Annotated in this window: 19 protein-coding genes; 17 read left to right on the top strand and 2 right to left on the bottom strand. The window is 62.5% G+C overall.

The window, feature by feature from the left end; genetic code table 11:
- Position 1: 1 nt before the first annotated feature.
- From LVJ94_49535 to LVJ94_49570, 8 genes are all read left to right on the top strand, one after another.
- Positions 2-1,480 carry a hypothetical protein gene (locus tag LVJ94_49535; protein WXB04923.1) on the top strand — a complete coding sequence of 493 codons (1,479 nt, stop codon included), beginning with the start codon at positions 2-4 and terminating at the stop codon, positions 1,478-1,480.
- Positions 1,467-5,666 carry a DUF6531 domain-containing protein gene (locus LVJ94_49540; protein ID WXB04924.1) on the top strand — a complete coding sequence of 1,400 codons (4,200 nt, stop codon included), beginning with the start codon at positions 1,467-1,469 and terminating at the stop codon, positions 5,664-5,666. Before LVJ94_49535 ends, LVJ94_49540 begins: the two co-directional genes overlap by 14 nt.
- A complete protein-coding gene (locus LVJ94_49545; GenBank protein ID WXB04925.1) occupies positions 5,663-7,045 on the top strand; it encodes a hypothetical protein in 1,383 nt (460 codons plus the stop codon). Before LVJ94_49540 ends, LVJ94_49545 begins: the two co-directional genes overlap by 4 nt.
- Positions 7,038-9,311: a type VI secretion system tip protein VgrG gene (vgrG, locus tag LVJ94_49550; GenBank protein WXB04926.1), complete on the top strand. Its 2,274-nt coding sequence runs from the start codon at positions 7,038-7,040 to the stop codon at positions 9,309-9,311. Before LVJ94_49545 ends, vgrG begins: the two co-directional genes overlap by 8 nt.
- Before the next feature lie 37 nt (positions 9,312-9,348).
- A complete protein-coding gene (locus tag LVJ94_49555; protein ID WXB04927.1) occupies positions 9,349-11,235 on the top strand; it encodes a beta-lactamase family protein in 1,887 nt (628 codons plus the stop codon).
- A gap of 382 nt (positions 11,236-11,617) precedes the next feature.
- Positions 11,618-11,875: a hypothetical protein gene (locus LVJ94_49560; protein ID WXB04928.1), complete on the top strand. Its 258-nt coding sequence runs from the start codon at positions 11,618-11,620 to the stop codon at positions 11,873-11,875.
- Positions 11,876-12,022: 147 nt separating this feature from the next.
- Positions 12,023-12,619 carry a cysteine hydrolase gene (locus tag LVJ94_49565; GenBank protein ID WXB04929.1) on the top strand — a complete coding sequence of 199 codons (597 nt, stop codon included), beginning with the start codon at positions 12,023-12,025 and terminating at the stop codon, positions 12,617-12,619.
- A 61-nt stretch (positions 12,620-12,680) separates the two neighbouring features.
- Complete coding sequence (locus LVJ94_49570; GenBank protein ID WXB04930.1) at positions 12,681-13,220, top strand: hemerythrin domain-containing protein; 540 nt, start codon at positions 12,681-12,683, stop codon at positions 13,218-13,220.
- 61 nt (positions 13,221-13,281) lie between these two features.
- Here LVJ94_49570 and LVJ94_49575 read toward each other — a convergent pair whose 3' ends face one another.
- On the bottom strand, positions 13,282-13,575 hold the full coding sequence (locus tag LVJ94_49575; GenBank protein WXB04931.1) for a hypothetical protein: 294 nt from the start codon (positions 13,573-13,575) through the stop codon (positions 13,282-13,284).
- A gap of 115 nt (positions 13,576-13,690) precedes the next feature.
- On the opposite strand from LVJ94_49575, the gene LVJ94_49580 reads away from it, so the two are divergent.
- Complete coding sequence (locus LVJ94_49580; protein WXB04932.1) at positions 13,691-15,106, top strand: MmgE/PrpD family protein; 1,416 nt, start codon at positions 13,691-13,693, stop codon at positions 15,104-15,106.
- Between the two features lie 58 nt (positions 15,107-15,164).
- Positions 15,165-15,479, top strand: coding sequence for a DUF4177 domain-containing protein (locus LVJ94_49585; GenBank protein ID WXB04933.1), 315 nt, complete (start codon positions 15,165-15,167; stop codon positions 15,477-15,479).
- A 14-nt stretch (positions 15,480-15,493) separates the two neighbouring features.
- On the opposite strand, the gene LVJ94_49590 is transcribed toward LVJ94_49585, so the two are convergent.
- On the bottom strand, positions 15,494-15,937 hold the full coding sequence (locus LVJ94_49590; GenBank protein WXB04934.1) for a VOC family protein: 444 nt from the start codon (positions 15,935-15,937) through the stop codon (positions 15,494-15,496).
- Between the two features lie 80 nt (positions 15,938-16,017).
- Between LVJ94_49590 and LVJ94_49595 the strand changes: the two genes are divergently transcribed.
- The 7 genes from LVJ94_49595 to LVJ94_49625 all read left to right on the top strand — a co-directional run bounded on the left by LVJ94_49595 (position 16,018) and on the right by LVJ94_49625 (position 23,282).
- The gene (locus tag LVJ94_49595; protein ID WXB04935.1) at positions 16,018-16,908 is read left to right on the top strand and encodes a LysR substrate-binding domain-containing protein; all 891 of its coding nucleotides are present in this window, start codon (positions 16,018-16,020) and stop codon (positions 16,906-16,908) included.
- A gap of 85 nt (positions 16,909-16,993) precedes the next feature.
- On the top strand, positions 16,994-17,347 hold the full coding sequence (locus LVJ94_49600; protein WXB04936.1) for a GFA family protein: 354 nt from the start codon (positions 16,994-16,996) through the stop codon (positions 17,345-17,347).
- A gap of 183 nt (positions 17,348-17,530) precedes the next feature.
- The gene (locus LVJ94_49605; protein WXB04937.1) at positions 17,531-18,181 is read left to right on the top strand and encodes a hypothetical protein; all 651 of its coding nucleotides are present in this window, start codon (positions 17,531-17,533) and stop codon (positions 18,179-18,181) included.
- Positions 18,178-19,683 (top strand): gamma-glutamyltransferase, encoded by a 1,506-nt coding sequence (locus LVJ94_49610; protein ID WXB04938.1) that lies wholly within the window; start codon positions 18,178-18,180, stop codon positions 19,681-19,683. Before LVJ94_49605 ends, LVJ94_49610 begins: the two co-directional genes overlap by 4 nt.
- A gap of 29 nt (positions 19,684-19,712) precedes the next feature.
- Positions 19,713-21,212 (top strand): tryptophan 7-halogenase, encoded by a 1,500-nt coding sequence (locus LVJ94_49615; GenBank protein ID WXB04939.1) that lies wholly within the window; start codon positions 19,713-19,715, stop codon positions 21,210-21,212.
- 4 nt (positions 21,213-21,216) lie between these two features.
- The gene (locus tag LVJ94_49620) at positions 21,217-22,623 is read left to right on the top strand and encodes a tyrosine phenol-lyase (GenBank protein ID WXB04940.1); all 1,407 of its coding nucleotides are present in this window, start codon (positions 21,217-21,219) and stop codon (positions 22,621-22,623) included.
- A 152-nt stretch (positions 22,624-22,775) separates the two neighbouring features.
- Positions 22,776-23,282: a DUF1097 domain-containing protein gene (locus LVJ94_49625; GenBank protein ID WXB04941.1), complete on the top strand. Its 507-nt coding sequence runs from the start codon at positions 22,776-22,778 to the stop codon at positions 23,280-23,282.
- The last annotated feature ends 3 nt before the right edge of the window (positions 23,283-23,285 follow it).

Raw genomic sequence — 23,285 nt, forward strand, 5'->3', positions numbered from 1 at the left:
GATGGGAGCCTCGAGCGAACCGTTCATGGCATTGCAGGAGGACCTCTCGTGGTTCATGGAGTGTCCTGAAATTCGCCTGATGCACATCGCGACGGGCGGCGAGGAGCGCGCCGTCGTGCTGCATCAGGTTGCGCTGGCCGAGGGCGATGCACGCAACCGAAGTCCGTTTTTCGCTCTTGAGGATGCGCACACGCGAGACGATCCGGGGTGGACGGTACGCGCAGAACGAATGCGCGTGATTCACGAGGCCCGCCGCGAGGCCATGGCCAAAGAGGGCTATGCGTTGGGGCCACTTCCGCCGCTCACCTACGACGCGCAGGAAATCGTCACCTTCGGACGGCAGATCCAGCAATGCCTGTACGTGCATTCCATGGTTCCCGAGCTCGGGGGGCTCGTTTTGGTGCTCGCCCCGGGCGTGCTCGAAGCGCCGAACGACTTCGCGGTCGCTCTTTTGGAATTGCTCCGTGTGCAAGCCTTTGCGCAAGTTCGCATCGTGGTCATCGAACTTGGCCATACCCTCGCCGACCCATTGATGCGCCCTCTCGGTGAGGCAGGACTCTCCGCCACATGCCTCGTGGACAAGGATGCGCGCCGGCGCGAATACGCGGCGCAACTCGCCGCGATGGCCCAGGCTCCGGCGGCGGCGTCCGCGGAGGTGCAATCCGGATTTGCCGGACCGAAAGACGTATGCGCCCCACCGCGCCATGGCAAACCTCCGCGCGACGCGGAGCTGCCGCCCGAGGTGGCGCAGGCTCTCGCCGAGGCGGCGGGGCCAATGGCGGGACTCGCCGGCGCGGCGGGCCGAGTCTTGAAACAACGCATCGTGGGCGCGGCCTTTGCGATGCAAGAGCAACGGTATCCGGATGCGATTCGCCTTCAGACCGAAGCGTGCACGCAGTGCATCGAGCTCGGCCTGGTGAACATCGCGTGCGTTCTCGAGGTGTCGCTTGCGGTCTACATCTTTCAGGCTGGCGCCCGCGCGCGTGCCATCACCGCGTTCGAGTCCGCGGCTGAGCGCGCCCGCGTTGCCCAATTGCCGGATCTGGAGAGCCAGGCGCTGATGGGGCTCGCGAATGTGCACATGCTCGAGGGGCGTCTCACCGAGGCGGCACATCATTACGCACGAGCAGGAGAGGCGGCGGAGCGGGGGAACATTCCGCCCTTGGCCATCGAGGGATACCGGATGGCGGGCCAGTTGGCACTTCAGAGCGGCGGTGAGTCGGCGGCCGTGGCGGCTTGGCAGCGCGCGCTGCGAATTGCCGCGATCCATCCGCCGGAGATGGCGGCCGCTTCGAGTGCGCCGCTGGTTGCTCGGTCCTTGGCGAAGGTGTACCGCGATCACGGATCGTTTCCCATCGCACAATCGCTGCTCGACCAGGCCGACGCGTACGAGCGCGGTGTGCCCATCGAGCGGGCCGACGCCCACGTGGCTCCCGCGTCCCGCAGCGACGTGACGGGGGTGAGCGATGTTCGCGGGTAAGCAAACGGATCTCGTCGTCGGGCTGGACATCCACATGGAGATGATCCCGGCGCCGCCCGCGCCTCCCCCGGCCGGCGTGCCGACTCCGTTTCCCATGCCCTTCGTGGGCATGATCGAATTCAGCCCCGGCGGGCTCCTGCTCGGCATGGGCATGGGGCTCGGCATGGCGGCGATCTTCGGTGGTCCCATCAAGGGCCCGGTCGTCGTCAATGGCATCTTTCAGGGCGCCAAAACCGGGGACGACGCGACCAACAAGCTGACCATGCCGCACATGCTCATTCCGCCCGGCTTCATGTGGACGCCGCTCCCGAAGCCGCTGAAGCTGAAGATCAAGCCGCCGCCCCCGAATCCGGATCCTCCCGCGATGCCGCCGGGCGATGCTATTTTGATTACGGGCTCGAAAACGGTCTACTTCGAGGGATCGAACGCCAGCCGTCTTCCGGATTTGGCCATGAGCTGCAGCGATCCGGTGCGTTTGCCAAGCTCCGTGTTGCTGGCCGTGCCCAAAGGATTGCCGGTTTTGACCATGGGCCCACCGGCGCTCGACCTCGCGTCGGCCGCCAAGGCCTTCTTTCTCCGCAACAAGTGGACGGCAGGCTTGTTTCAGCAGCTCGCGAGTTTGCTCCCGACGAAACGCCTTCGCGATCTCGCATCGAAGGCGGCATGCTGGCTCACGGGCCACCCCGTGGACGTGGCCACCGGCCGGCTGCTCACGAGCGCCGTGGATTTCACGCTGCGCGGGCCGATTCCCATCACGTTCGAGCGCAATTACTCGTCGACCTGGGCCGAGCGCCCCTCGCCCCTCGGTTACGGGTGGAGCCACACCTTGCACGAGGCCATTTGGCTCGAGCGGGGCAAAGTCGTTTACAAGATGGGCGACGGCCGCGAGGTCGAATTTCAATGCCGGCACTTGCCCGGCCGCTACTTGCCTATCGGTGGCGAGGTCTTTTACCCCATCGACCGACTCACCCTGCGTTACCACGGGGAAGGGCGCTACGAAGTCCGCTCGGTGGACGGCCTAACGCGCGAATTCTCGCTTCTTCCGGGAAATAACAACGTATCGCTCCTCACGCGCATCCGCGATCGCGTCGGCCACACCGTCGATCTCGCGTACGGCAGCGACCACCTGCTCGAATCCGTCACCACCAGCGAAGGCCGCTGGATCCGTTTCGAACATCGCGACGGCCTATTGCGCCGCATCGCCGTCCCCATCGCCGAGCAGGACGACGGCTGGTACAACCAGGTCACCTTCGAGTACTCCGCCGAAGGCGACCTCGTTCGCGCCATCGACTCTTTGGGCCACGCGCGGGTTTACCGTTACGAGAACCACCTGATCATCCAGGAAACGGACCGCGACGGCGTCACCTTCTGGTTCGAATACGACGCCCGCGACGCCATGGCCAACTGCATCCGCACGTGGGGCAGCGACGGCAAAGGGCAAGATCGGCTATTTTTCCGCGAGATCACGTACGACAAGAAGAGCATGGTCACCCTGGTCGAGGATTCGCTGGGGAATGTGACCGCCTACAAGATGAACGCGCTCAACGCCGTCGAAGAGGTTATCGACCCTCACGGCGCCACGTCCAAGTTCGAATACAACGAGCACCTCTGGAAGACGGCGGAAATCGACGCGCTGGGAAATGCGATTCGATTCGAATACGACGGACGCGGGAATGAGACGAAACGCACGCTGCCCGACGGAACATCATTCACGCTTCGCTACGACGGGTACGATCAGCTCGTAGAGGCTGTCGACTTTTTTGGTTCCGTTTGGGCCTGGGCCTATGATCAATGGGGAAGGTTGCTTTGGCGACGAACGCCCGCGAGTACGTTTCTGTGTGAGTACGTTGGCAAGTTCCTTTCTCGCGTGACGGTCGACGATCTTGTCTTCTCCTACGAGCGCGATGCGTTTGGCGAGATAACTAAAATATCCTTCCCAGATGGGACGTACGAAGAACGTTCGTACGATCGCCAGGGTCGTCTCGAGAAGGTGCGCGACGAGATGGGACGCGTAAGGCGTCTCTCGTTCGACTGGGAGTCTCGCCTCATTCGTCTGCAGGAGCCCGATGGGGCCGTTCGCGCCATCGAATACTCGGCGGGAGGAGACGTCATCTCTTACCAGGATGCGACGAGCGCGATACGTTACGGCTATTGCGGATACCACAAGTTGGCATGGCGAGAAGAAGGTGGGACCCGTCTCGAGTACCGCTATTCATCCGAGGACACTCTCGTACAGGTCGTCAATGAGGCCGGAGAACTATATACGTTCGAGCGAGATGCATGCGGCCGCGTCGCCCAAGAAATCCGATTCGATGGCCGGACACACATCTACCTCCGCAACCCGCTCGGTCACGTCACGACACATATCATGCCCAGTAAACTGGAGCGGAAGTACACGTGCAACTGGGAGGGGAAGGTAACGCACGTGACGTATCCGGATGGAAGCGAAGAATCGTTCACCTACGACGCAGAAGGGCTTGTCGAAACGGCAACGAATGCCGCGGGAACGGTGCGCTTCCAGCGTGATTCCGCACGGCGCGTTGTCGCAGAGTGGTTCGGCGGACATTGGGTTGCTTGCAAAAGCGACGGCGCCGGTCGCCGTACGGAGACGACGACGTCACTCGGGCTCGCTGAACGGGTGACACGAGATCGCATGGGCGGCGTCGCGAATGTATCTTTGTGGGAGAAAGGTGACAACGGGACTCCACGAAGTACGTGGGCGGTGTCTTTTGACCGTGATCCAATTGGCAATGAACTCGGTCGACGGATGAGTGGAGGTGCCGGCGCGTCTTGGACTCGAAACGATTCTGGGTTACCGCTCTCGCACGAGGTCGTCCGCCAACGAGGTGGTGCATCGGAGTTCGTCTCGCGAACGGAATATGCATGGCTCGGTAGCGAGCGTCTTGTCGCTCGTCGGCACGTTGCAGCTGGAAAGGGTGATGCCGAAACGAAGTTTCATCACGACGCTCGAAACCGTCTCGTCGCGGCAACACTCCCTGATGGTTCGCTGCAATGGCGCGCACCGGATGTTACGGGCAACTTGTTCAAGACGCGTGAACGGAAAGATCGTCACTACGGCCGATCCGGCGTTCTGTTGGAGGCGAACGGGACGAGGTTCGAGTACGATCTCGACGGAAACCTGGAAAGAAAGACGCAGCCGGACGGTGCGCAGTGGACATATGGCTGGAACGGCAACGGCACCTTGGCCCATGTAATGAAGCCCGATGGAACGAAGGTGACGTTTCAGTACGACGCCCTCCAGCGCCGGGTGGCGAAGATACTCGATGGGCAGAGCATGCATTGGATGTGGGACCGCGAAGTCCCGATCCATGAGGTGAAACGACACGGGGAAACCATCGAAAGGACTACCTGGCTCTTTGAGCCGGAGACGTTCAAGCCAATTGGCAAGGTGGCGCCAGACGGGAAGAAATACAGCATCGTGACGGACTTCGTCGGCACACCGAGCGAGATGTTCGACGAGGGCGGTGAGCTTGCGTGGAAGGCGCAGTTGGACATCTACGGTGTTGCGCGTATCGAGCAAGGTGTCGTTGACGATTGCCCTTGGCGCTGGCCCGGGCAATACGAAGACGTAGAAACGGGACTCTATTATAACCGGTTTCGTTATTACGATCCTGAACGCGGCGACTATATATCACAAGATCCAATTGCCTTGACGGGAGGCCCACGCCCATACGGATATGCCTCCGACCCACTCATATGGATTGACCCCCTGGGTCTACACCTCATGACGGCGCAGTACTCGCCGCCTGGGAGTCTCGCGCGACAAGATGTCGTCAACCCCGCTACAGGGACGAATCGCTGGCCCAACTTAAGGAATTCTGGCGACAATGGCATGGCCAAATCCGGGTTTGGTCGCCTCGGCGATAGCGAAAATTTGCTCATGGACCACCTTGCACAGTCGGGGAAGGCCGAGCAAATGCGTGGTGGGACGCTCTGGTTGGCGTCGAAACCTCAGGGAAAATTCAGTTCACTTCCACCTTGTGAAGATTTTTGCGACAAAGGGCTGCAAAAATTCGCAAAGCAGTACGGGATCACGATCAGCTATGAGCAGCACAACGGGAAAGGGATGCCAATCGGTAAACCTCACGTGTATCCAAAGCCTGAGGACGAGCATGCGAGCGGCAAGGGTTGTGGCGGTGGAGGAGGAGGAGGAGGAGGAGCATGACGAGCGGAGAGCGACGCGATTGGAAAGACATCGGTTCGAGTGTTGATTCGGCCGCAGCCGTTCCGGAGTTGCTGCGACAGGCATGCACCGCGGAAACACCGGAGGATGCGTATCACGGTGTCATGTCCGCCGTCCGCTACGTGAGCGATGGAGCTTCGCTCAAGGACGGCGCACCCGAGATGGTCGACGAGCTTATCGATGTCCTCGCGACGGGGGTAGTGCATGCCGCTCCGTTTCTGCGCGGACTGCTCGAACTACTCCAGCCTGCGGCCTATCGTCGAGGGGACGCGCGTGTGACCCCCACGAACAGTGCAGTTGGTTTTCCGGGCTTATGGTACCTGGATCGGAAGTGGGAGTCTCGCGCGACGCAAGTCGTCCTCGAGCAGAGCGTTGAAGAGCGTGTGCGCGCACGCGCGGACCATATTTTCGCTCAACTGCTTGCGACGAAATTCGAGGACTACGTCTTAGCCGCCGGTGTTGCGGCGCTTGCGGACCTGGATCGAGGCGCAGAATGGTTGTCGGGGGCCGCACGATGGGGGAGTGAATTGGTTCATATCTCCGTTGCTGCGTCCGTTGCCTGGCGGAGGAGGGACGAGAGCGAGCGGGATCAACTGCTTGAGGCCTCGTCGCAGCTGAGCGCACCGGCTCGAGTCTTGTTGCAACTGGTACAGGGGAAGTGGGACGCCGCGGCTAGCAAAACTCTTTCAGCATGGCTGCGAAGAGGAGTTAGGGACATTTCGGATCTCGACGAACTTATCTGGATGAACGGCTCGCCGGCATTCCTTTTTGCGGCCGCACTAGGCCGTTCTCATCTGCCGGACGTCAACGCCCTTCTCGAAGCTGTGGTGCTCGAGGCCGAGGGGGGCGAGGACTATGATCTGGACCTTTGCAACTGGACTCCTTCCGCATCGGCGGCGTATTGGCTCATGCGACGTAATCTCGATCGACATTGGATGAGAGGCGAGATTTTGGGGCCAGAGAATTTGAATTCGAACGAAATAGCGACATTGCGTTTCCTTTCTCAGTACGATCAGTGGCGGCGTGGCGGCGGTGAGAGTATCGTAGAATTTGGAGTTTTTGCATTGCGTCGCGACATCGGTCGCCTAGCGGGAGACGTGCGAGACTCGCTGAACGAACTTCATGAAGGTTTCTTCGGGCACGCTTGGGTGCGATGGTCGCGATGGAAGTGGATTATGAGCGGACTCGCGTCGCTGTATTCACATCATAGTGACGTGCAACAGGCCGTACTGGATGATGTTGAGAATCAAATTGTTCGTGCCGCCCGGCGAGAGGATCGGGAATATTTGACCATCGCGATTCGCGAAATGCGAGAAGCGGGACGAGACGAAAAGATTCAATGGGGCGATCCAAATGCCTGATTCTACCGACGCCACTTCCCTCTTCGGTGCCCTTCACGAGGACATCGCGTTCAAGCTCGAAATCACCGACGTGGACAGCTCTCTGCTGCGCGTGGCGTCGTACCAAGGCAAAGAAGAGCTGTCCACGCTCTTTCGATACGCCATCACGGTGGGGACGGATGCCGAGCCGGAAACCATTGCGCGCTTGGAAGCCGCGCTGGGGCGGGATGCCGTGTTCACCATCGAGCATGACGGCAAAGAGGCGCACGTGGTGCGGGGGATCGTGACGGGGGTGTACCCTGACGGGGCGTTCGTCGGGAAGACGCAGGTGCGCGTGATGTTGGTCGTCGAGCCGCGGATGGCCAATCTGCGGTACAGCGGTGGGTTTCGCATTTTTCAGAATATGGCCGCGCACGAGATCGTCCAAGCGATCTGCGAGCCGGAAGGGATCGAGTGCAGCTGGCACGTGCACGGGGTGCCCGCGAAGCGCGATTATTGCACGCAATTCAACGAGTCCGATTTGGACTTCATCGCGCGGCTCGCCAGCGAAGAAGGGATGCATTATTTCTTCGAGCACGATGGCGGCAAGACCACGGTGGTCTTTTCCAACGAGCCAAAAGGTTACGAGGAAATCGAGCCGGATCTCGAGTTGTCCTTCAACGAAACGGGCGGCGCCGTGCATGGGGAGCATGTCCGCAGCGTCCGGCGTACGCAAAGGATTCGCGCGGGCAGTTTCGAGCATCGCGACTACAATTTTTTGGAGCCGAATCGGGCGCTGATGGCGCGCATGGAGACGCCGGGCACGGAAACGACCGCCAATTCGCACAAGCGTGAGGTGCGGGACTATCCGGGAGGGTTCGTCGACAAGGATGGCGTCGGCAAGACGCGTGCGCAGATGCGCCTCGAGGAATTGCGCGCCAGCGCCTTCGCCCTTTCCGGGACGGCACATTCGCTGCGCTTTTCGGCGGGGTACACCTTTTCGCTCGAGGGGCACCGCGAGGACGGATTCAACCGCAAATGGCTTTTGACCAGCGTGAACGTGGCCGGTGGTGTGGAACGCGCCACGCAGGGGGGCGGCTTCCGAGGGACGCACGAACCGACGGCGTTCACCGCGGTGCCGGCGGAGACTCCGATTCATCCAGAGCGTAAGCGCAAACCGCGTAGTCGCTTGCAGTCTGCACGGGTCGTGGGGCCGAAGGACGGTGACCCGTACGTGGACGAGCATGGCCGCGTCAAAGTTCAATTCTTCTGGGACCGCGAGGGGAAGTTCGACGAGAAGAGCTCGTGCTGGGTGCGCATGATGACGCCCGCGGCCCACGCCAGCGAAGGCTTCTGGCAGGCGCACAAAGTCGGCTCCGAGGTCGTCGTGGGATTCCTCGATGATGACATCGATCGGCCCGTGATCTTGGGCGCCGTCTACAATACGGTGCAAGCGCAGCTTTACGCGTTGCCCGGGCAGGTGGCCAAAAGCGTGTGGCGCACCAAAAGCATCCCGGGAAACGGCGGCTTCAACGAGATTACGCAGGACAATACGGCGGGGAGCGAACAGATTTACGTTCACGCGCAGCGCGATCTCCGCGAAACCGTGGGCCACAACCACAACACCGCCGTTGCGGCGAATCAGAGTAACTCGGTGGGCGCACATCAATCCGTGTCGGTGGGCGGGGCGCGCGAGGTGAGCGTCGGCGCGAACGAAACGACGAAGATCAAGAAGCACCGGTCGGAAACTGTCGACAAAGGCGAAGATGTGACGGTATCCGGCGGTCGCGAACACGCCGTGAAATCGGGCGACGAGCACCTGACGGTCACCACCGGCAATCGCATCGTCGATGTCTCCGCCGGAAATCATACGACGAACGCAAAACCCGGCGACACGACCCTCGAGTCGAAGAATTGGACCGGGCACGCGACCGAGAAGATCTCGCTGAAGGGCGACAAAGAAGTCTTCGCGACGCAGGGAGCCACCACCCTCACCCTGAAAGAAAACAACGTCACGCTGGCCGTCGAAGCCGTGACGGAGATCAAACACGGGGGAACGAAGGCCCGCATCGAGAACAATGGCAAGGTTGCCATTACGGCCGATCCGGCGGTGCAGATCAAATGCGAGGGGGCCGATCTCTCGATGCAGGGCGGCAAGACCTCGTTGACCGCGCCCACGGAGATCGTGCTCGCGGTAGGCTCTAGCGGAATCAAAATCAGCGGCGAGGCCGTGGAGACTTCGGCGCCACTCATTCGGTCCATGGGGCTGCTGAACCTCGTCGCGGGCGGCGAAGTTAAGATGAACTGAACGAAATTTTTCCCGAGGCTGCGGCGAAGCGTTGGGCATGTTCGACCGAAGCCGGTGGGCTCGCCGTGTCCTGGCATGCGTCTCGCTCGTTTCCGCAGGCGCGTGTGGGACGTCGCCGAAGCTCGTGCCAGCTTCAAGGACCACCGGCGCGACGCCCGAAGCGCCCACGGTGGCCGAGCGCATCGCGCGCGTCGAGCACGGTTTGCTCCCACCGGTGCGGATTGCGCGGGAGACCGCGCCATGGTCCCTCGAGGAGCGGATGCGCGCACACCGTGTGCCTGGCCTCGTCGTGGCGGTGATCGACGACTTCCGCCTCGCGTGGACCAAGGCGTACGGCGTTGCCGACGCGAACTCGGGCGAGCGTCTCACCGAGACGACACCGATGCAGTCGGGATCCATCAGCAAGTCGATTGCCGCGTTCATCGCGCTCGGGGAAGTTCGCGCAGGCAAGCTCGCGCTCGATACGGACATCAATGCGTCGCTCAAAAGCTGGAAGCTCCCGCCCAACGAACTGACGCGCCGCACGCCGGTTACCTTGCGGCAGTTGTTGAGTCATACCGCAGGAACCACCGTCCCCGGGTTCAACGGATACGCATTCGATGACGCCGTCCCCACATTGCTGCAAGTTCTCGATGGCCGTCCACCCGCCAATTCGCCGCCCGTCGTCGTGGACCTCGCACCGGGATCGCGCTTTCGATATTCGGGCGGCGGAGTCTCGATTGCGCAGCAAGCGGTCCTCGACGCCGAAGGCGGCCGCTCGTACGCGAGCATCGCGAAGGAGCGCGTGTTCGAGCCCTTCGGCATGGCGCGTAGCACGTACGTGCAGCCACTCCCCACGGACCGTGGGCTGTACGCGACAGGCCATATGCGCGACCGCGTCATCCCTGGCAAGCGGCACATGTTTGCCGAATTGGCCTCCGGTGGTCTCTGGACCACCGCCGGCGATCTTGCGATATTCTGGCTCGAAATTCAGCGCGCCCTGGCCGGTCGTCCGTCGCACGTGCCGGCGGAAATCGCAACCTGGATGACGACGTCCGTCGCACCCGTCCGTCAGGACGAGGATGTCGCGATGGGTACATTCCTTTCGCGGCACGGGAATGCGCAGTACTTTGGTAACTGGGGCACGAACGAGGGATTCCAGGCGATATCCACGGTTCGCAAAGGTAAAGGCTATGGGGTGGTGCTGATGAGCAATTGCGTCGGCAGCCAGCGTCTCATGCAAGAAGTGTTGCGCGCGATTGCCCACGAATACGCGTGGGACGGCTACGATGAGCCTGCGCTCGAACGGCGCCCGCTCGATGCAACACGCTTGGCACCCTTCGCGGGGCGTTGGACCTTCGGAGCACGGGATGGATTCGATCTCGACCTGAGTGGAGGGCGCATGGCGCTTCGGCGCCCGTTCGAAGACTCGGAGGAGCTCGTCCCCATCGATGGCGACATTTTCGTGGGCCGCGATACCGGAGTGCGGATCACATTTCCGAACGACCACGAAGCCGTGATGACGAGCGAAGGCGGACGCGTGGAGCATGCCGTACGCCTCGCGAGCGACGCGGCCGCGCCCATCTTCCTACTCGAAGCGAATCGCGTCGACGAGGCCATTGGCGCGTACCGCAAGCTCCTTGCGGTGGACGCGAACGAGCCGGCCGCCAGCGAATCCCACTTGGGGGGCATGGCCTCGAACCTGCTACGCCTTCGGCAGGACGAGGGGGCTCTGCGCATCATGCGCCTCGATGTTGCGCTTCACCCGGAATCAACCGATGCGCACGAGGACCTGGCCTACGTTTACGATTGCATGGGACGACATCCCGACGCCATCGTCGAATACCGCGCCGCCATGGCCGCGATGAATCGCAATCCGAAAGCCTCGGCAGAAACGAAGGCGGCGTATGCGACCCGGATGGGCGCGCGAATCCGTCGCCCGTGATCCTGCGCTGCTCTGTAGTTTTGCCAATGCAGCGAAACTTTCGGCGGGCGACCCGGCGTGTACCCAGGGAGCGGTGTACGCGCGATCCATGGTGCTGCGGGACCAGGGCCTCAGGAAATCCCGCAAATATCCGGCAAAGGAAGCGGTCGACCCCCCCTTCCGGCGCTGGCAAGACTGTTGCGTATACAGGTCCGTGTAAGGTCGACGGCGGGTGGATCCCAAGTGAATCATCCCGATTTTTCGTTGATGCAAATCGAGAGTCGCCCGTCCAACCCACGAACGTTTGATACCGACAGAGACATTGATTGAAGGAGAGTGGATGATGCGAGTGTCCAAGAAGGCTATTGGGTCCGTTTTTGCGGTCGCTGCTGCCATTGTTGCGATGACGACCAGCTCTCCATCACAGGCCGGCGACGAGTCCCTCGTTGCGGCGTCCTGCAGCGGCGGCGCGGTCACCGTCACGGCAGTCAAGCCGTGGCACGCCAACAAGGCCGCTCCCTGGAAGTGGGACAAGGGTGCGAAGGTTTCGGTCGACGACGACGCCGCCAAGTTCAAGGGCGACAAGTGCGAGGGCACCATCAAGGCCTTCGTCTGCAATGGCGATCAGTGCAAGGGGCCGATCACGATTCCCGTCAAGTAACGTCGAAGTTCGAAGAGTAGCACGCTGCCCTGGTGCTGTACGTATACCGTACGGTGCCGGGGCTGTGTACTTTGGGCAAGTGCCCCCAATGCCGTGACCGCGCTCGTGGCGTAAGCTGGCATACGGGATGCGCACGCCGCGTAGGTCATGCGGACGAAACGCGGTGTGGCGTTGCTTCTCATCGACGTCATCAATGGCTTCGACTTCGAGGGCTCGGAAGGGCTCGTGGCGGCGGCCATTCCCGCGGCACTCTGCATCGAAGCGTTGGCCCGGAGGGCACGTCGCCTCGGTGTGCCCGTTGTGTACGTGAATGACAATTTCGGTCAGTGGCGCTCGAACTTCGAGGCGACGGTGCAGGAATGCACCAAGCGCACGCAACCGGGGCATGCGGTGGTGGCGCGCTTGCGGCCACGCCGCGGCGATTATTTCGTGCTGAAGCCGAGGCATTCTGGTTTCTTCTACACACCGCTGCCGTTGTTGCTGGAGCACCTGGGCGTCGACACCTTGGTGCTCACTGGGTTCGCCACGAACCTTTGCGTGCTCTTCACCGCCAACGACGCGCACATGCTCGGCTACCACGTGCGTATTCCCGCGGATTGCACGGCCTCCAACACGGCCGGCCTCACGCGCGCGGCGCTGGCCCAGGTTCGCGAAGCCCTCCGCGCCGACGTTCGATCCAGCAAGGAATGGGACCCCTTGGCGATCGGGCCCCGACGAAAAAAGCCTACCGGGCATGCGTTATGAGCACACCGGGCAATATTGCCCCAACGCCGCGTCGGTGCGGCCTTTGCTTCGAAGGAAGGTCATGAAAGCCACGGACCTTTTGGAACAACAGCATCGCAAAGTCGAAGATATCTTCGACAAACTCAAGAACAGCAAATCGAATGCATCCACATTATTGGAGGAACTCGCCAACGATCTGTCGGCGCACATGGCCATCGAGCAGAACATTTTCTATCCGGCCATTCGCGAGGTGGACTCCGATACGGTGGAGGAGAGTCTCGAAGAGCATTCACTGGCCGAAATCGCCCTCAAACGCCTCTTGCGTACTCCGCAGACGGACCCTTCGTTCCAGGCGAAATTGACCGCGCTCGAGGAACTCATCGAGCACCATGTCGAAGAGGAAGAGGATGAGCTCTTCCCCGAGGTCGAAAAGAAACTCGACGCGGACAAATTGGATACGCTGGGCGGGCAGATGGAGAAAGCGTTCACGCAGGCCAAGGCCGAAGGCTTCAATGCGCTCGTGCCGCAAGGCCTCGCGCAGACGTCCGCCGACGAGTCGCGAAAGGTTGCGAGCCAGATGAAGGCGCCGACCCCGAACGGGGCGACCGCGCAACGTCGTTGACCGCCCAGAACGAGACGAAGGCGGAGGGGAAAACCCCTCCGCCCTCGTCTCCATCCGATGACTACGAGCCTTGCGTGGTTCTCGTCGTTGGCGATCGCGATTCGGCAGTCGTCCCCTGCTGTGGACCCCCGAGGCATCGCGCAAGATGCTGTGACAATTGCCGGACGTGGTTGGCATCGTCCCGCTTGATCTGCTCGAGAATTCGCAAAATATCCGAATCTTGCCGCGCATCGTCACAATAGCGACCATAGGCTTCGAGTGCCTTCGACTTCGCATGCACGATGGTGAGAAGGTCGTACGTGAGGTTGTCGAGCGGGAAGCCCTCCGCTTGCTCTTTTCCTAGTGTGCCCATCATCGGCCCTTTCTGGCGGAGAGACCTCCGCCACGTGGACGCGATGCATCGAGGGTGCCCGGATTCATCATGGCCTTGGTAATTCGTCTCCGGCCTTACAATTGCACGATGCGGCGTCATGCACGAGATCGAACGAATCGCAGCGTTCGTCGAACGCGCTCACTGGGAAATGCTCTCCGAAGAGGCCCGCAGGGCCCTGAAGATCCGTTTGCTCGATAGTATCGGTTGTGCCATTGGTGCGTTGCAGGGAAGGCCCGTGCGTGCGGTGCGCGAGCAGGTAAACGCCTTTGGTGGCACCGGCGAGGTGACCCTCATCGGAGGTGGAAAGACGGCGCCCGATCGCGCGGCGTTCTACAATGGAACATTGATTCGGTACCTCGATTTCATGGACTTCTACACGGCGCGGAAGCAGACGTGCCACCCCAGCGACAACGTCGCCGCGGTGCTCGCCGCCGCCGAAGATCGCGGACGCAGCGGTCGCGATTTGCTAGTGGCCACGGCCATCAGTTACCAGATTCAAGCGCGTTTGCTGGAGGAGGCGCCGGTGCAGTCGAAGGGCTTCGATCACACCGTGCAGCAGGCTTATTCCGTTGCCGCTGGCGTTTCCAAGGCACTCGGGCTTTCGGGCGCGCAAACCGCGCATGCCATGGCCTTGAGCGGTGTGGCTCAGCAGGGGATGATTGCGGTTCGCGAGGGTCACCTTTCCCAATGGAAAGGCATTGCTTCGGCACATCATGGGGCCGCTGCTTTGAGCTGCACCTACCTGGCGTCGCGCGGTGTGACCGGGCCGCTCGGCATCATCGAAGGCCGTCTCGGGCTCGAGGAGGCTCTTGCGGGTCGCTTCTACATTGATTGGGAGAACGAGGACCTGGAGCGCGTTCTGCGATCCTCGGTGAAACGGTACAACGCGGAGGCGCACACGCAGTCCATCGTCGAGGCCGTGCTCGATCTGCGCCGCGAGCATCGCGTGCTCGGGGAGAATCCTGCGTCCATCGCCCAGGTAGAGATCGATGTGTTCGAGCAGGCCTACAACATCGTTGCGCCTGGGGGCAAAGAGGCGGGCGACAAAGACGACGTGCACTCCAAAGAGCAGGCGGACCACAGCATCCCTTACATCGTGGCGGTGGCGCTTCTCGACGGGCAGGTGGGGCCCGCCCAATACGAGCCCGAGCGCATCGCGCGGGCCGACGTGCAGGAGCTTCTCCACCGCGTCCACGTCGACGACGCCCGCCGGCTCACGCGACGCTATCCGGACGAGCTCCCGTGCCGCGTGCGCATCCGACTCGCGAACGGTGCCAAGCTCGCGCTCGAGAAGGTCGACTACCTTGGATACTTCACGCGCCCGCTGTCGTGGAACGAGGTCGTATCGAAATTTACGGACCTGGCCGAACAAAACGCGGGCCTCGAGCTCGCCGCTCGCATCGTCGAGCTCGTCGACGGGCTCGAAGTGCATGATGTGCGAACGCTGACCGCATTGCTCGCGGGTGCGCGCCGCAGCGTGTCCGAGCGAAGCGGCGTGCGGCGGGCTTCATGATGCAAATGGCCGGCTGCGAGTTTCGCGGCCCGTTGGAGGCTGATAAAGGTGCCGCCCTATGCGCACATTCCTCGTCAGCCTGTTGTTTCTCCTCTCACTGCCGGCATGCGGAACGCAAACCATCGGCGCGAGCAGCGAAGGAACGGTTCCGAAAATGCCCGCGGGGGCCAACCTTCCGCGGTGGGAGCATCTCTGCATGGGGGGCTGGGGCGAATCCACGTACAGCGATTTTCTCAACGAAGCGGGAGAGCAAGGATGGGAGTTGGTTGGGATGACCCACACCGGTCTTGTGTGCTTCAAGCGCCCCAAGGCGGCTTCGGCGAAGCCACAAGCCCCGGCGGCCGCCCCCACGGCCCCAACCTCGTCCCTATGAACCGGGACTCCTATTCACTTTGCGAAAAGTAAGTGAATATCGGCAAAAGCTTTGATCTCGAGTGCGTTGCCCGAGGGATCGAGAAAGAACATGGTGGCCTGTTCCCCCCGTTGACCTTGGAAGCGGGTATGGGGTTCGATGAGAAAGCGAACCCCATTGGCCTTCAGGCGGCCCGCGAGCGCTTCCCACTCGGCCATGGGCAGCACGATGCCGAAGTGGCGCACGGGCACGGCCTCGCCATCGACGGCGTTGCGTTGCACGAGGCCGGTCTCCTCGGGGGCTAGGTGGGCCACGATTTGGTGGCCATAGAAATTGAAGTCCACCCACTCCTCGCTGCTGCGGCCTTCGGGGCAGCCGAGGAGCTCGCCGTAGAATGCGCGGGCCTGCGCCAGGTCGTGCACCGGGAACGCGAGATGAAATGGCGACAGCAGAGCGGGATTCGTCGTGGGAGCATGCATGGCGTACCTCCGATGGTGGTGTCGCTCGACAGAAAAGAAAATCAATATTACTTTGAGATGAGCATCACGAGAATCTATGAATGATCCGCGAGCTCAAGACCTTCCTCGCCGTCGCGCGCGAGGGCACCTTTGCCGCCGCCGGTAAAAAGGTCGGCCTGACGCAGGCAGCGGTCAGCGCCCAGATGCAGCGGTTGGAGGCGGAGCTTGGCTTCGCCTTGTTCATGCGGACCGGGCGCTCGGCACGCCTGAACGAGATGGGGCAACAGACCCTTGGGCGTGCGCAGGAGCTCGTTCGCCTCTACGACGACTTGGGTGCGCGTCAGGTGGGGCACGCCACCACGACGCTCGTCACCATCGGGGCGATCGCCTCCGTGCAGCGTTCGCGGTTGCCCGATGTGCTGGCGCGCTTTCATCGGGAGCATCCAGACTGCCGCACGCGCGTCCTGCCCGGCGTCTCCATGGGGCTGGCCGATCAGGTCGATGCCGGCGACATCGACATGGCCGCCATCATCCGCCCGCCGTTGCCACCGCAGGGCGACCTTCGTTGGACCACCTTGGCGCGCGAGCCATTTCGCCTGCTCGTGCCGCGCCATACCGCGGGCGATGATTGGGGCGAGCTCCTGTCCCGTGAGCCATTCGTGCGCTACGACCGCGTCTCGTTCGGCGGCCGACAGGTGGACCGCTTCCTGCGCCGTACGCACCTGGCCGTGCACGAGGTCTGCGAGCTCGACGAGCTGGAAGCGATCGTCCGGCTCGTGGCCAACGGCGTGGGGATCGCGCTCGTTCCCGAGACGGCCGGTCACCGCAAATGGCCCGCCGCGGTCCGCGTGGTGGACCTGGGGCACCACACGTTCCACCGCGAAATCGGCTTGCTCCACCGCGCGAGCGGCTTGAGCAAACCCGCGCAGCACATCGTGCGAATGCTGCGGGCGATCTATGATGTTCCGTCGTCGCGACGTGGCGAATATTGAAGCCATCACGAACCCGAGGGGAAACATGGAATATACGATTCAGTGCCTTTGTGGGGCCGTAAAGATGAAACTCGTTGGTGAGCCCATGCAATGTCTGTATTGCCATTGCGATGACTGCCAACGGGTGCACGGCGGTGCTTACCTTCCGGCCGCGATGTACCTGACGTCGCAAACGAGCATCGTTGCCGGCGATCCGATCCTCTGGAAGCTCAGAACCACGGAGCGTGCGACGTGTCGCTCGTGCGGAACTCGACTCTTTGCCGAGCCGCCGGGGTTTGGCGTTCGTAGCATTACCGCGTCGCTTTTGCCGGAAGGGGTATTCCGGCCCGCGTTTCACATGCAGTGCCAGCACGCGGTGCGTCCCATCCAGGACGATCTACCGCACTTCAAGCAGTTCCCCGCCATCTTCGGCGGCTCCGACGAGAAGATGCTCTGGTAAATGGCGCCAGGCAGGCGCCATTTACTTATCGGGTCTCGCGTCGAATTAATTCGATGAATGCATAAAAGTGACGAGTTTCAAATGAACGGCCATAGAACGCACGTATGAACGAATCACCTGCGTTCATTCGAGCGAACAGGCCGGTCCATTTTCATTTGAAACTCCATTTTCGAGGCATCTCTCGTGCATTTCGATACCCTCACGATTCGTCGTGTCGTGGGCGCGCAGTCTCTCGGCGATTCGTTCGTCCAGCGCGTTCATGACATGACGGAGCGCGCGATGGAAAGCCGCCTCCCGCTCGGGGAAACGGTGGCACGGCTCGGTCGGGCCAATCGCGCGCACTATATTCATCGAGAGTTGGGCGGCTGCGACGACCTCGTAGGCTACGCGCTCAACGAGACCTACGTCGCAGACACTTTATCGTGTGGCGCCGTGAAGGTTAATTATTTTTGTAGCGCATTTCTCCTCCGCGAAATCCGTCGGCGCTATTCGCTTTATCGCATGCTCGGGCCGATGCGGCTGGCGGGCGACGAACAAATTCTCGTGCTGCGGACGCAGAGTCCTCTTCCCATGGCCGCGTTTCGCCGCCTCTGCCATGCCAACGATTTTCATCTGTATTCTCCACTCGATGCCGACGTACCGGACATCGTTCACGACGTGGTCGTGAATCGGTTCGGTGGTCCCGAGCGGGTGCACCGCGCAGTGTACCCCACGCGCGTAAGCCCACCGAACGAGCCGCACGACGCCCAAACGGCGCGCCTCATGGATCTCATCGATCCCGATTGCGGCGATGCGCTGGTCTTCGTCGGTGTGGCGAACGAGCTCGTGCCATGAGGCTCCCGGAAGGACTCGCGGCGGCACCGCAGGCCGAGGCGGCGTGGGAGGCGGCCCGCGTGCTCGAGGAAGGCGGCAATGCCGCCGATGCGCTGGTCACCGGTGCGCTCGTTCAGGGCGTCGTCGATCCGCATCGCTGCGGCATCGGCGGTTTCGGCTGCGCCACGGTGAGCTTTCCCTCGCGCGGCGATCCCGTGGCCATCGACTTTCACGGCCATGCGGGGGAACGCTGCCATGAGAACATGTGGGTCGGCGCCTTCGAGTCGGTGGCCGAAGACGGATTCGGCTACGTGCTCCGCCATCGCGCGAACGATCTCGGCTACGGCTCCATCACCGTGCCCGGCATGCTCGCGGGGCTGCACGAAATCCATTCGCGCTTTGGCTCGATGCCCTGGCGCGAGCTGGCGTTGCGTGCGGTTCCCTACGCGGAACACGGCTTCGTCGTCGGCCCGCACCTCGCGGACTATTGGGCGCGCCCGGGTGCGTATGGCCGCGCGTCCACACAGGAGCGCCTCGCATTCGGTTCGGAGGGCCGCCGCCTTTTTCTCGACGTCGCCGGTCGTACGCTGCGCGCGGGCGACGTCTTGCGCCAGCCGGATCTCGCACGAACCTACCGCAGCATCGCCGACGATCCCGCGTGCCTCTACGTCGGCGCCCTCGCCGATCGCATCGTGCGCGATTGGGAAGAGCATGGTGCCAATGTCACGCGCGCGGACCTCGCGCGCTACCGGCCTACCGTGCAGGCGCCGCTCACGGGCACCTTCCGCGGTGCCCGCATCGTCACCACGCCACCTCCCGGCGGAGGCGCCGCCTTGCTGCAGGCGCTTTCCCTTCTCGAGGGCGACGACGTGCCCGCACTCGGGCAGCACTCCGCCGCGTGCATCGACCGCGTTGCCCACGTGCTGCATGCGGTGGGGCGCGAGCGACTCGGCGCCGACTCGCCGTGCACCACGCAATTGACGATCGTCGACCGCGACGAAAATGCCATTTCCTTTTCGCATTCGCTCGGATTCGGCTCCGGCGTCGTCACACCCAGCTTGGGCTTCGTCCACAACAATTGCATGAGCGGGTTCGATCCGCGCCCCGGGCGCCCTGGATCCATCGCCCCCGGCCGCGCCCGCACCACCGCGATCGCCGAGACTCTGGTCTGGGACGATGACGGGCTCCGTCTCGTCATGGGCTCGCCCGGTGCCGCGCGCATCACCGCCGCGCTCGCGCAAGTGTTGCTGGCCGTTCTCGAGTTCGACGTCGGCATCGCCGAGGCCGTGGTCCAGCCGCGCTTTTTTCCCTTTGGTGAGCGCCGTCTCGAGCTCGAGTCGCGTTTCCCGTCCCAGACGATCCTCGAGCTCGCGTCGCGCGGCTGGAGAGCGCAGCGGAGCATCAAGCCTTTCGGTCAAGTGGGCCGTGTCTACGCCATCGAGATCGATCGCCGCGGGCCCACGCCCAAGCTTCGTGCGGGCATCGACCCGGGCGAACCCGGCGCGGGATACCGCGCGATCTGACAACGCATCATCGAGAGAGGTAAATAGGAATGTCGGAAGAGGAGTACGATCTTATCGTGATCGGAGGCGGCCCCGGTGGGTCGACGGCCGCGTCGTTCGTGGCCATGGCAGGACACCGAGTCCTGCTTCTGGAGCGCGAATGGTTTCCGCGCCATCAAATCGGCGAGTCCCTTTTGCCGGTGACCATTCACGGTATTTGCCGCATGCTCGGCGTCGATGGCGAGATCGAGCGCGCGAACTTCATGCGCAAGCACGGCGGGACATTCCGCTGGGGAAAAAGCCAGGAGCCATGGACGTTTTCCTTCGCGAATACCTGGATGCTCTCCGGCCAAGGTCTCGACTACGCATTTCAAGTCGAGCGTTCGCGCTTCGACGAGATTCTTTTGCGCAATGCAGGCCGCAAAGGTGTCGACGTTCGCGAAGGCCACACGGTCATCGATACGCTCCGTGAAGCCGGTCGCACGGTGGGCGTGCGCTTCGTCGACGCAGCCGGCAAAGAGCGGCGTGCCCGCGCGCCCTTCGTCATCGACGCGGGCGGGCACCAGAGCAAGTTGCATCAATACGCGGGCGAGCGCGTTTTTGCGAAGTTCTTCCAAAATATCGCCCTCTATGGCTACTTCGAACATGGGAAGCGTATGCCCTCGCCCGACGAGGGAAACATCCTTTGTGCGGCCTTCGACGAAGGGTGGTTCTGGTACATTCCGCTTTCGCCGACCTTGACCAGTGTCGGTGCCGTGGTCTCCAAAGAGCAGCACGCCGAGACCTTCAAGCAGGGCTACGAACGTGCGTTTCAATCCTTCGTGGACGCGTGCCCGCTCATCAAAGAGTACTTGGACGGCGCTCGTCGCGTGACCGAAGGCCCGTATGGCATCTTCCGCGTGCGCAAGGACTACTCGTATTGCAATACGCAATTTTGGGCGCCGGGGCTTTTGCTCGTGGGGGATGCGGCCTGCTTCATCGATCCGGTGTTCTCGTCCGGCGTGCACTTGACCACCTACGCGGCGCTCCTCGGCGCACGAACGGTGAACACCGTTCTCCGCGGCACACTCGATGCGCACACCTGCATGACCGAGTTCGAGACGCGGTATCGAAACGAGTACGCGGCGTTCTACGACTTTCTCGTCGGCTTTTACGACATGCTGCAGGACGAGAAATCGTACTTCTGGAGCGCGCGCAAAGTGCTCGGCACGAACGAAGCCGACCAGGAGGCGTTCGTGCGGCTCGTGGCCGGCGGTGCGACCGCGGCGGAGGACTTTCTCGAAATGAGCGGGGCCAAACGCGAGTTCCTCAAAGAGTACGTCACCTCGCGAACACGTCAGGAGACGGCCGAGGAGTTTTTCGCGCGGTATTCCAATACGTCCTTCGATGCCAAATCATTTACTCGGAACCTGCGGCGGGGCAGGGCAGAGGTCCTCGCCCAGGCGACGCAGGGCGAGGCGCGAACCGAAGACCCGCCGCTGCGCGACGGGGGGCTGGTGCCTTCGCGCGACGGTTTTCATTGGGTGGCGCCGCCGAAGAAAGGAACGTGAGACCATGAACGATACGACACGGAATGACACACTTGCTCCCATTTCGTACGAGGCGGAGCCTTATCGCATCAAGGCGGTGGAGCCCATCAAGAGGCTGACGGTCGAGCAACGCAAGGGCGCCATCGAGCAGGCGGGGTACAACCCCGTATTGCTCAAATCCGAAGACGTGTATCTCGATTTCTTCACGGACAGCGGCACGGGCGCGATGAGCGATCGCCAGTGGGCTGCTCTGATGATGGGCGACGAGGCCTATGCCGGAAGCCGCAACTTCTATCGGCTGGAGAACACGGTTCGCCGGTATTACGGCTACCGCCACGTGGTGCCCGCGCACCAGGGGCGCGGCGCCGAGAACATCATGTCGAAGATGCTCATCAAACAGGGCGACTTCGTGCCGGGCAATATGTACTTCCCGAGCACGCGCCTGCATCAGGAGCTCGCGGGGGGGACCTTCGTGGACATCATCGTCGACGAGGCGCATGATGCCCAGGCGCCCGGCCTCTTCAAAGGCAATGTGGATATCGCCAAGTTGTCCGCCCTGATCGAGCGGGTGGGGGCGGAGCGCATTCCGTACATCAGCCTGGGCGCCACGGTGAACATGGCGGGCGGGCAGCCGATTTCGATGGCCAACATGAGGGCGGTGCGCACCCTCGCGCAGCAGCACGGGATCCGCGTCGTGCTCGACGCGTGCCGCTCGGTGGAAAATGCGTATTTCGTCCAGCAGCGCGAAGAAGGATACGCGAGCAAGAGCATCGCGGAGATCTTGCTCGAAATGTGCTCCCTCACCGATGCGTGCACCATGAGCGGCAAGAAAGACGCACTGGTCAACATTGGTGGATGGCTCGCGCTCAATGAGGCGTCGCTTTACGAGCAGGCAAGCAACTTGGTGCTGGTGTACGAAGGGCTCCATACCTACGGCGGCATGGCCGGGCGCGACATGGAGGCCATGGCGGTGGGCATCGAGGAATCGGTGCAGCAAGAGCACATTCAGGCGCGCGTGAAGCAGGTGGAGTACTTCGGGCACCGACTCGCTGCGTGCGGGGTGCCCGTTATTTTGCCGGTGGGCGGGCACGCCGTGTACCTCGATGCGAAGCGTTTCCTCGACCACGTGCCCTTGGAAGAATTCCCGGCGCAGCGGCTGGCCGTCGAACTCTACCTCGCGTCGGGCATTCGCTCGGTGGAACGGGGCACCCTTTCCGCCGGACGCAACGTGACCACGGGTGAGCCGAATCGTCCCACGTTGGAGCTGGTGCGCCTGGCCATTCCGCGTCGGGTCTACACGCAATCACACTTCGACTTCGCGGTGGAAGCGATCGCTAGCGTCCATCGCCGCCGAAAGGAGCTGCGCGGCCTGCGCCTTACGCACGAACCCAAGTTCCTGCGCTTCTTTCAGGCCCGCTTCGAGTTGCTGTAAGCGGCCGCGTCCGGCCGGTTCCGTCGACCACGGATGGGACCGGCCGGAAACGTCGCTTCGAGTGAAACTCGCATGCGATGGAATCGTATCCGATACGAAAGCGCGCACGGTGCGCGTCGATTCGTTCTTCGGATGCTCCATCGAGGTGTGAAATGAGCCAAGCGGTTTCCAACGTCCCCAAGCCGTTCCAGTTCCATTCGATCACGGTCATCAGTGCCGTGGTGGCCGCCGTCACCACGTTCGTCACCCTCACCGCCGCATTGCCAGCTTGGGCGATGTTCCTTGGCTGGGTAGGGTACAGCACCAGCGGCCAAACGGTCCGCGAAGGAATCGCCAACCTCGTTTCGTTTCTGTTGGGCGTCGTCTTCGGAGTAGGAACCGCGTTGCTGATCGCATTCCTGACCCCGTGGCTCGGCGATGCCGCCACGCCGGTGGCGATCTTCGGCGACGTGGTCGTCGTGCTGAGCCTCCGCGCGGTGCCCCATGTCAACAACCCGCTCGCGTACTTCCTGGGTCTCATCAGCTTCTTTGCCTCCATGCTGGCGCCGTCCGCTTCGACGTTGGGCGTTCTGGCCATCGCAGGAGTGATTGGCGCTCTCGGCGCGGGAACCGCGAGCTGCATCCAGTCCCGCGTGTTCCCCTCCCGCGAGGCCGTGTAAGCT

It is taken from the genome of Sorangiineae bacterium MSr11367, from assembly GCA_037157805.1.
GTDB classification, from domain to species: domain Bacteria; phylum Myxococcota_A; class Polyangia; order Polyangiales; family Polyangiaceae; genus Pendulispora; species Pendulispora rubella.

Bases quoted from the DNA above. Each gene is read 5' to 3' on its own strand.
- LVJ94_49570 (WXB04930.1), top strand. From the start codon at position 12,681: ATGAAAGCCACGGACCTTTTGGAACAACAGCATCGCAAAGTCGAAGAT.
- vgrG (WXB04926.1), top strand. From the start codon at position 7,038: ATGCCTGATTCTACCGACGCCACTTCCCTCTTCGGTGCCCTTCACGAG.
- LVJ94_49620 (WXB04940.1), top strand. From the start codon at position 21,217: ATGAACGATACGACACGGAATGACACACTTGCTCCCATTTCGTACGAG.
- LVJ94_49580 (WXB04932.1), top strand. From the start codon at position 13,691: ATGCACGAGATCGAACGAATCGCAGCGTTCGTCGAACGCGCTCACTGG.
- LVJ94_49575 (WXB04931.1), bottom strand. From the start codon at position 13,575: ATGATGGGCACACTAGGAAAAGAGCAAGCGGAGGGCTTCCCGCTCGAC.
- LVJ94_49600 (WXB04936.1), top strand. From the start codon at position 16,994: ATGCAATGTCTGTATTGCCATTGCGATGACTGCCAACGGGTGCACGGC.
- LVJ94_49610 (WXB04938.1), top strand. From the start codon at position 18,178: ATGAGGCTCCCGGAAGGACTCGCGGCGGCACCGCAGGCCGAGGCGGCG.
- LVJ94_49625 (WXB04941.1), top strand. From the start codon at position 22,776: ATGAGCCAAGCGGTTTCCAACGTCCCCAAGCCGTTCCAGTTCCATTCG.
- LVJ94_49590 (WXB04934.1), bottom strand. From the start codon at position 15,937: ATGCATGCTCCCACGACGAATCCCGCTCTGCTGTCGCCATTTCATCTC.
- LVJ94_49615 (WXB04939.1), top strand. From the start codon at position 19,713: ATGTCGGAAGAGGAGTACGATCTTATCGTGATCGGAGGCGGCCCCGGT.
- LVJ94_49560 (WXB04928.1), top strand. From the start codon at position 11,618: ATGACGACCAGCTCTCCATCACAGGCCGGCGACGAGTCCCTCGTTGCG.
- LVJ94_49535 (WXB04923.1), top strand. From the start codon at position 2: ATGGGAGCCTCGAGCGAACCGTTCATGGCATTGCAGGAGGACCTCTCG.
- LVJ94_49555 (WXB04927.1), top strand. From the start codon at position 9,349: ATGTTCGACCGAAGCCGGTGGGCTCGCCGTGTCCTGGCATGCGTCTCG.
- LVJ94_49565 (WXB04929.1), top strand. From the start codon at position 12,023: ATGCGGACGAAACGCGGTGTGGCGTTGCTTCTCATCGACGTCATCAAT.
- LVJ94_49585 (WXB04933.1), top strand. From the start codon at position 15,165: ATGCGCACATTCCTCGTCAGCCTGTTGTTTCTCCTCTCACTGCCGGCA.
- LVJ94_49540 (WXB04924.1), top strand. From the start codon at position 1,467: ATGTTCGCGGGTAAGCAAACGGATCTCGTCGTCGGGCTGGACATCCAC.
- LVJ94_49595 (WXB04935.1), top strand. From the start codon at position 16,018: ATGATCCGCGAGCTCAAGACCTTCCTCGCCGTCGCGCGCGAGGGCACC.
- LVJ94_49545 (WXB04925.1), top strand. From the start codon at position 5,663: ATGACGAGCGGAGAGCGACGCGATTGGAAAGACATCGGTTCGAGTGTT.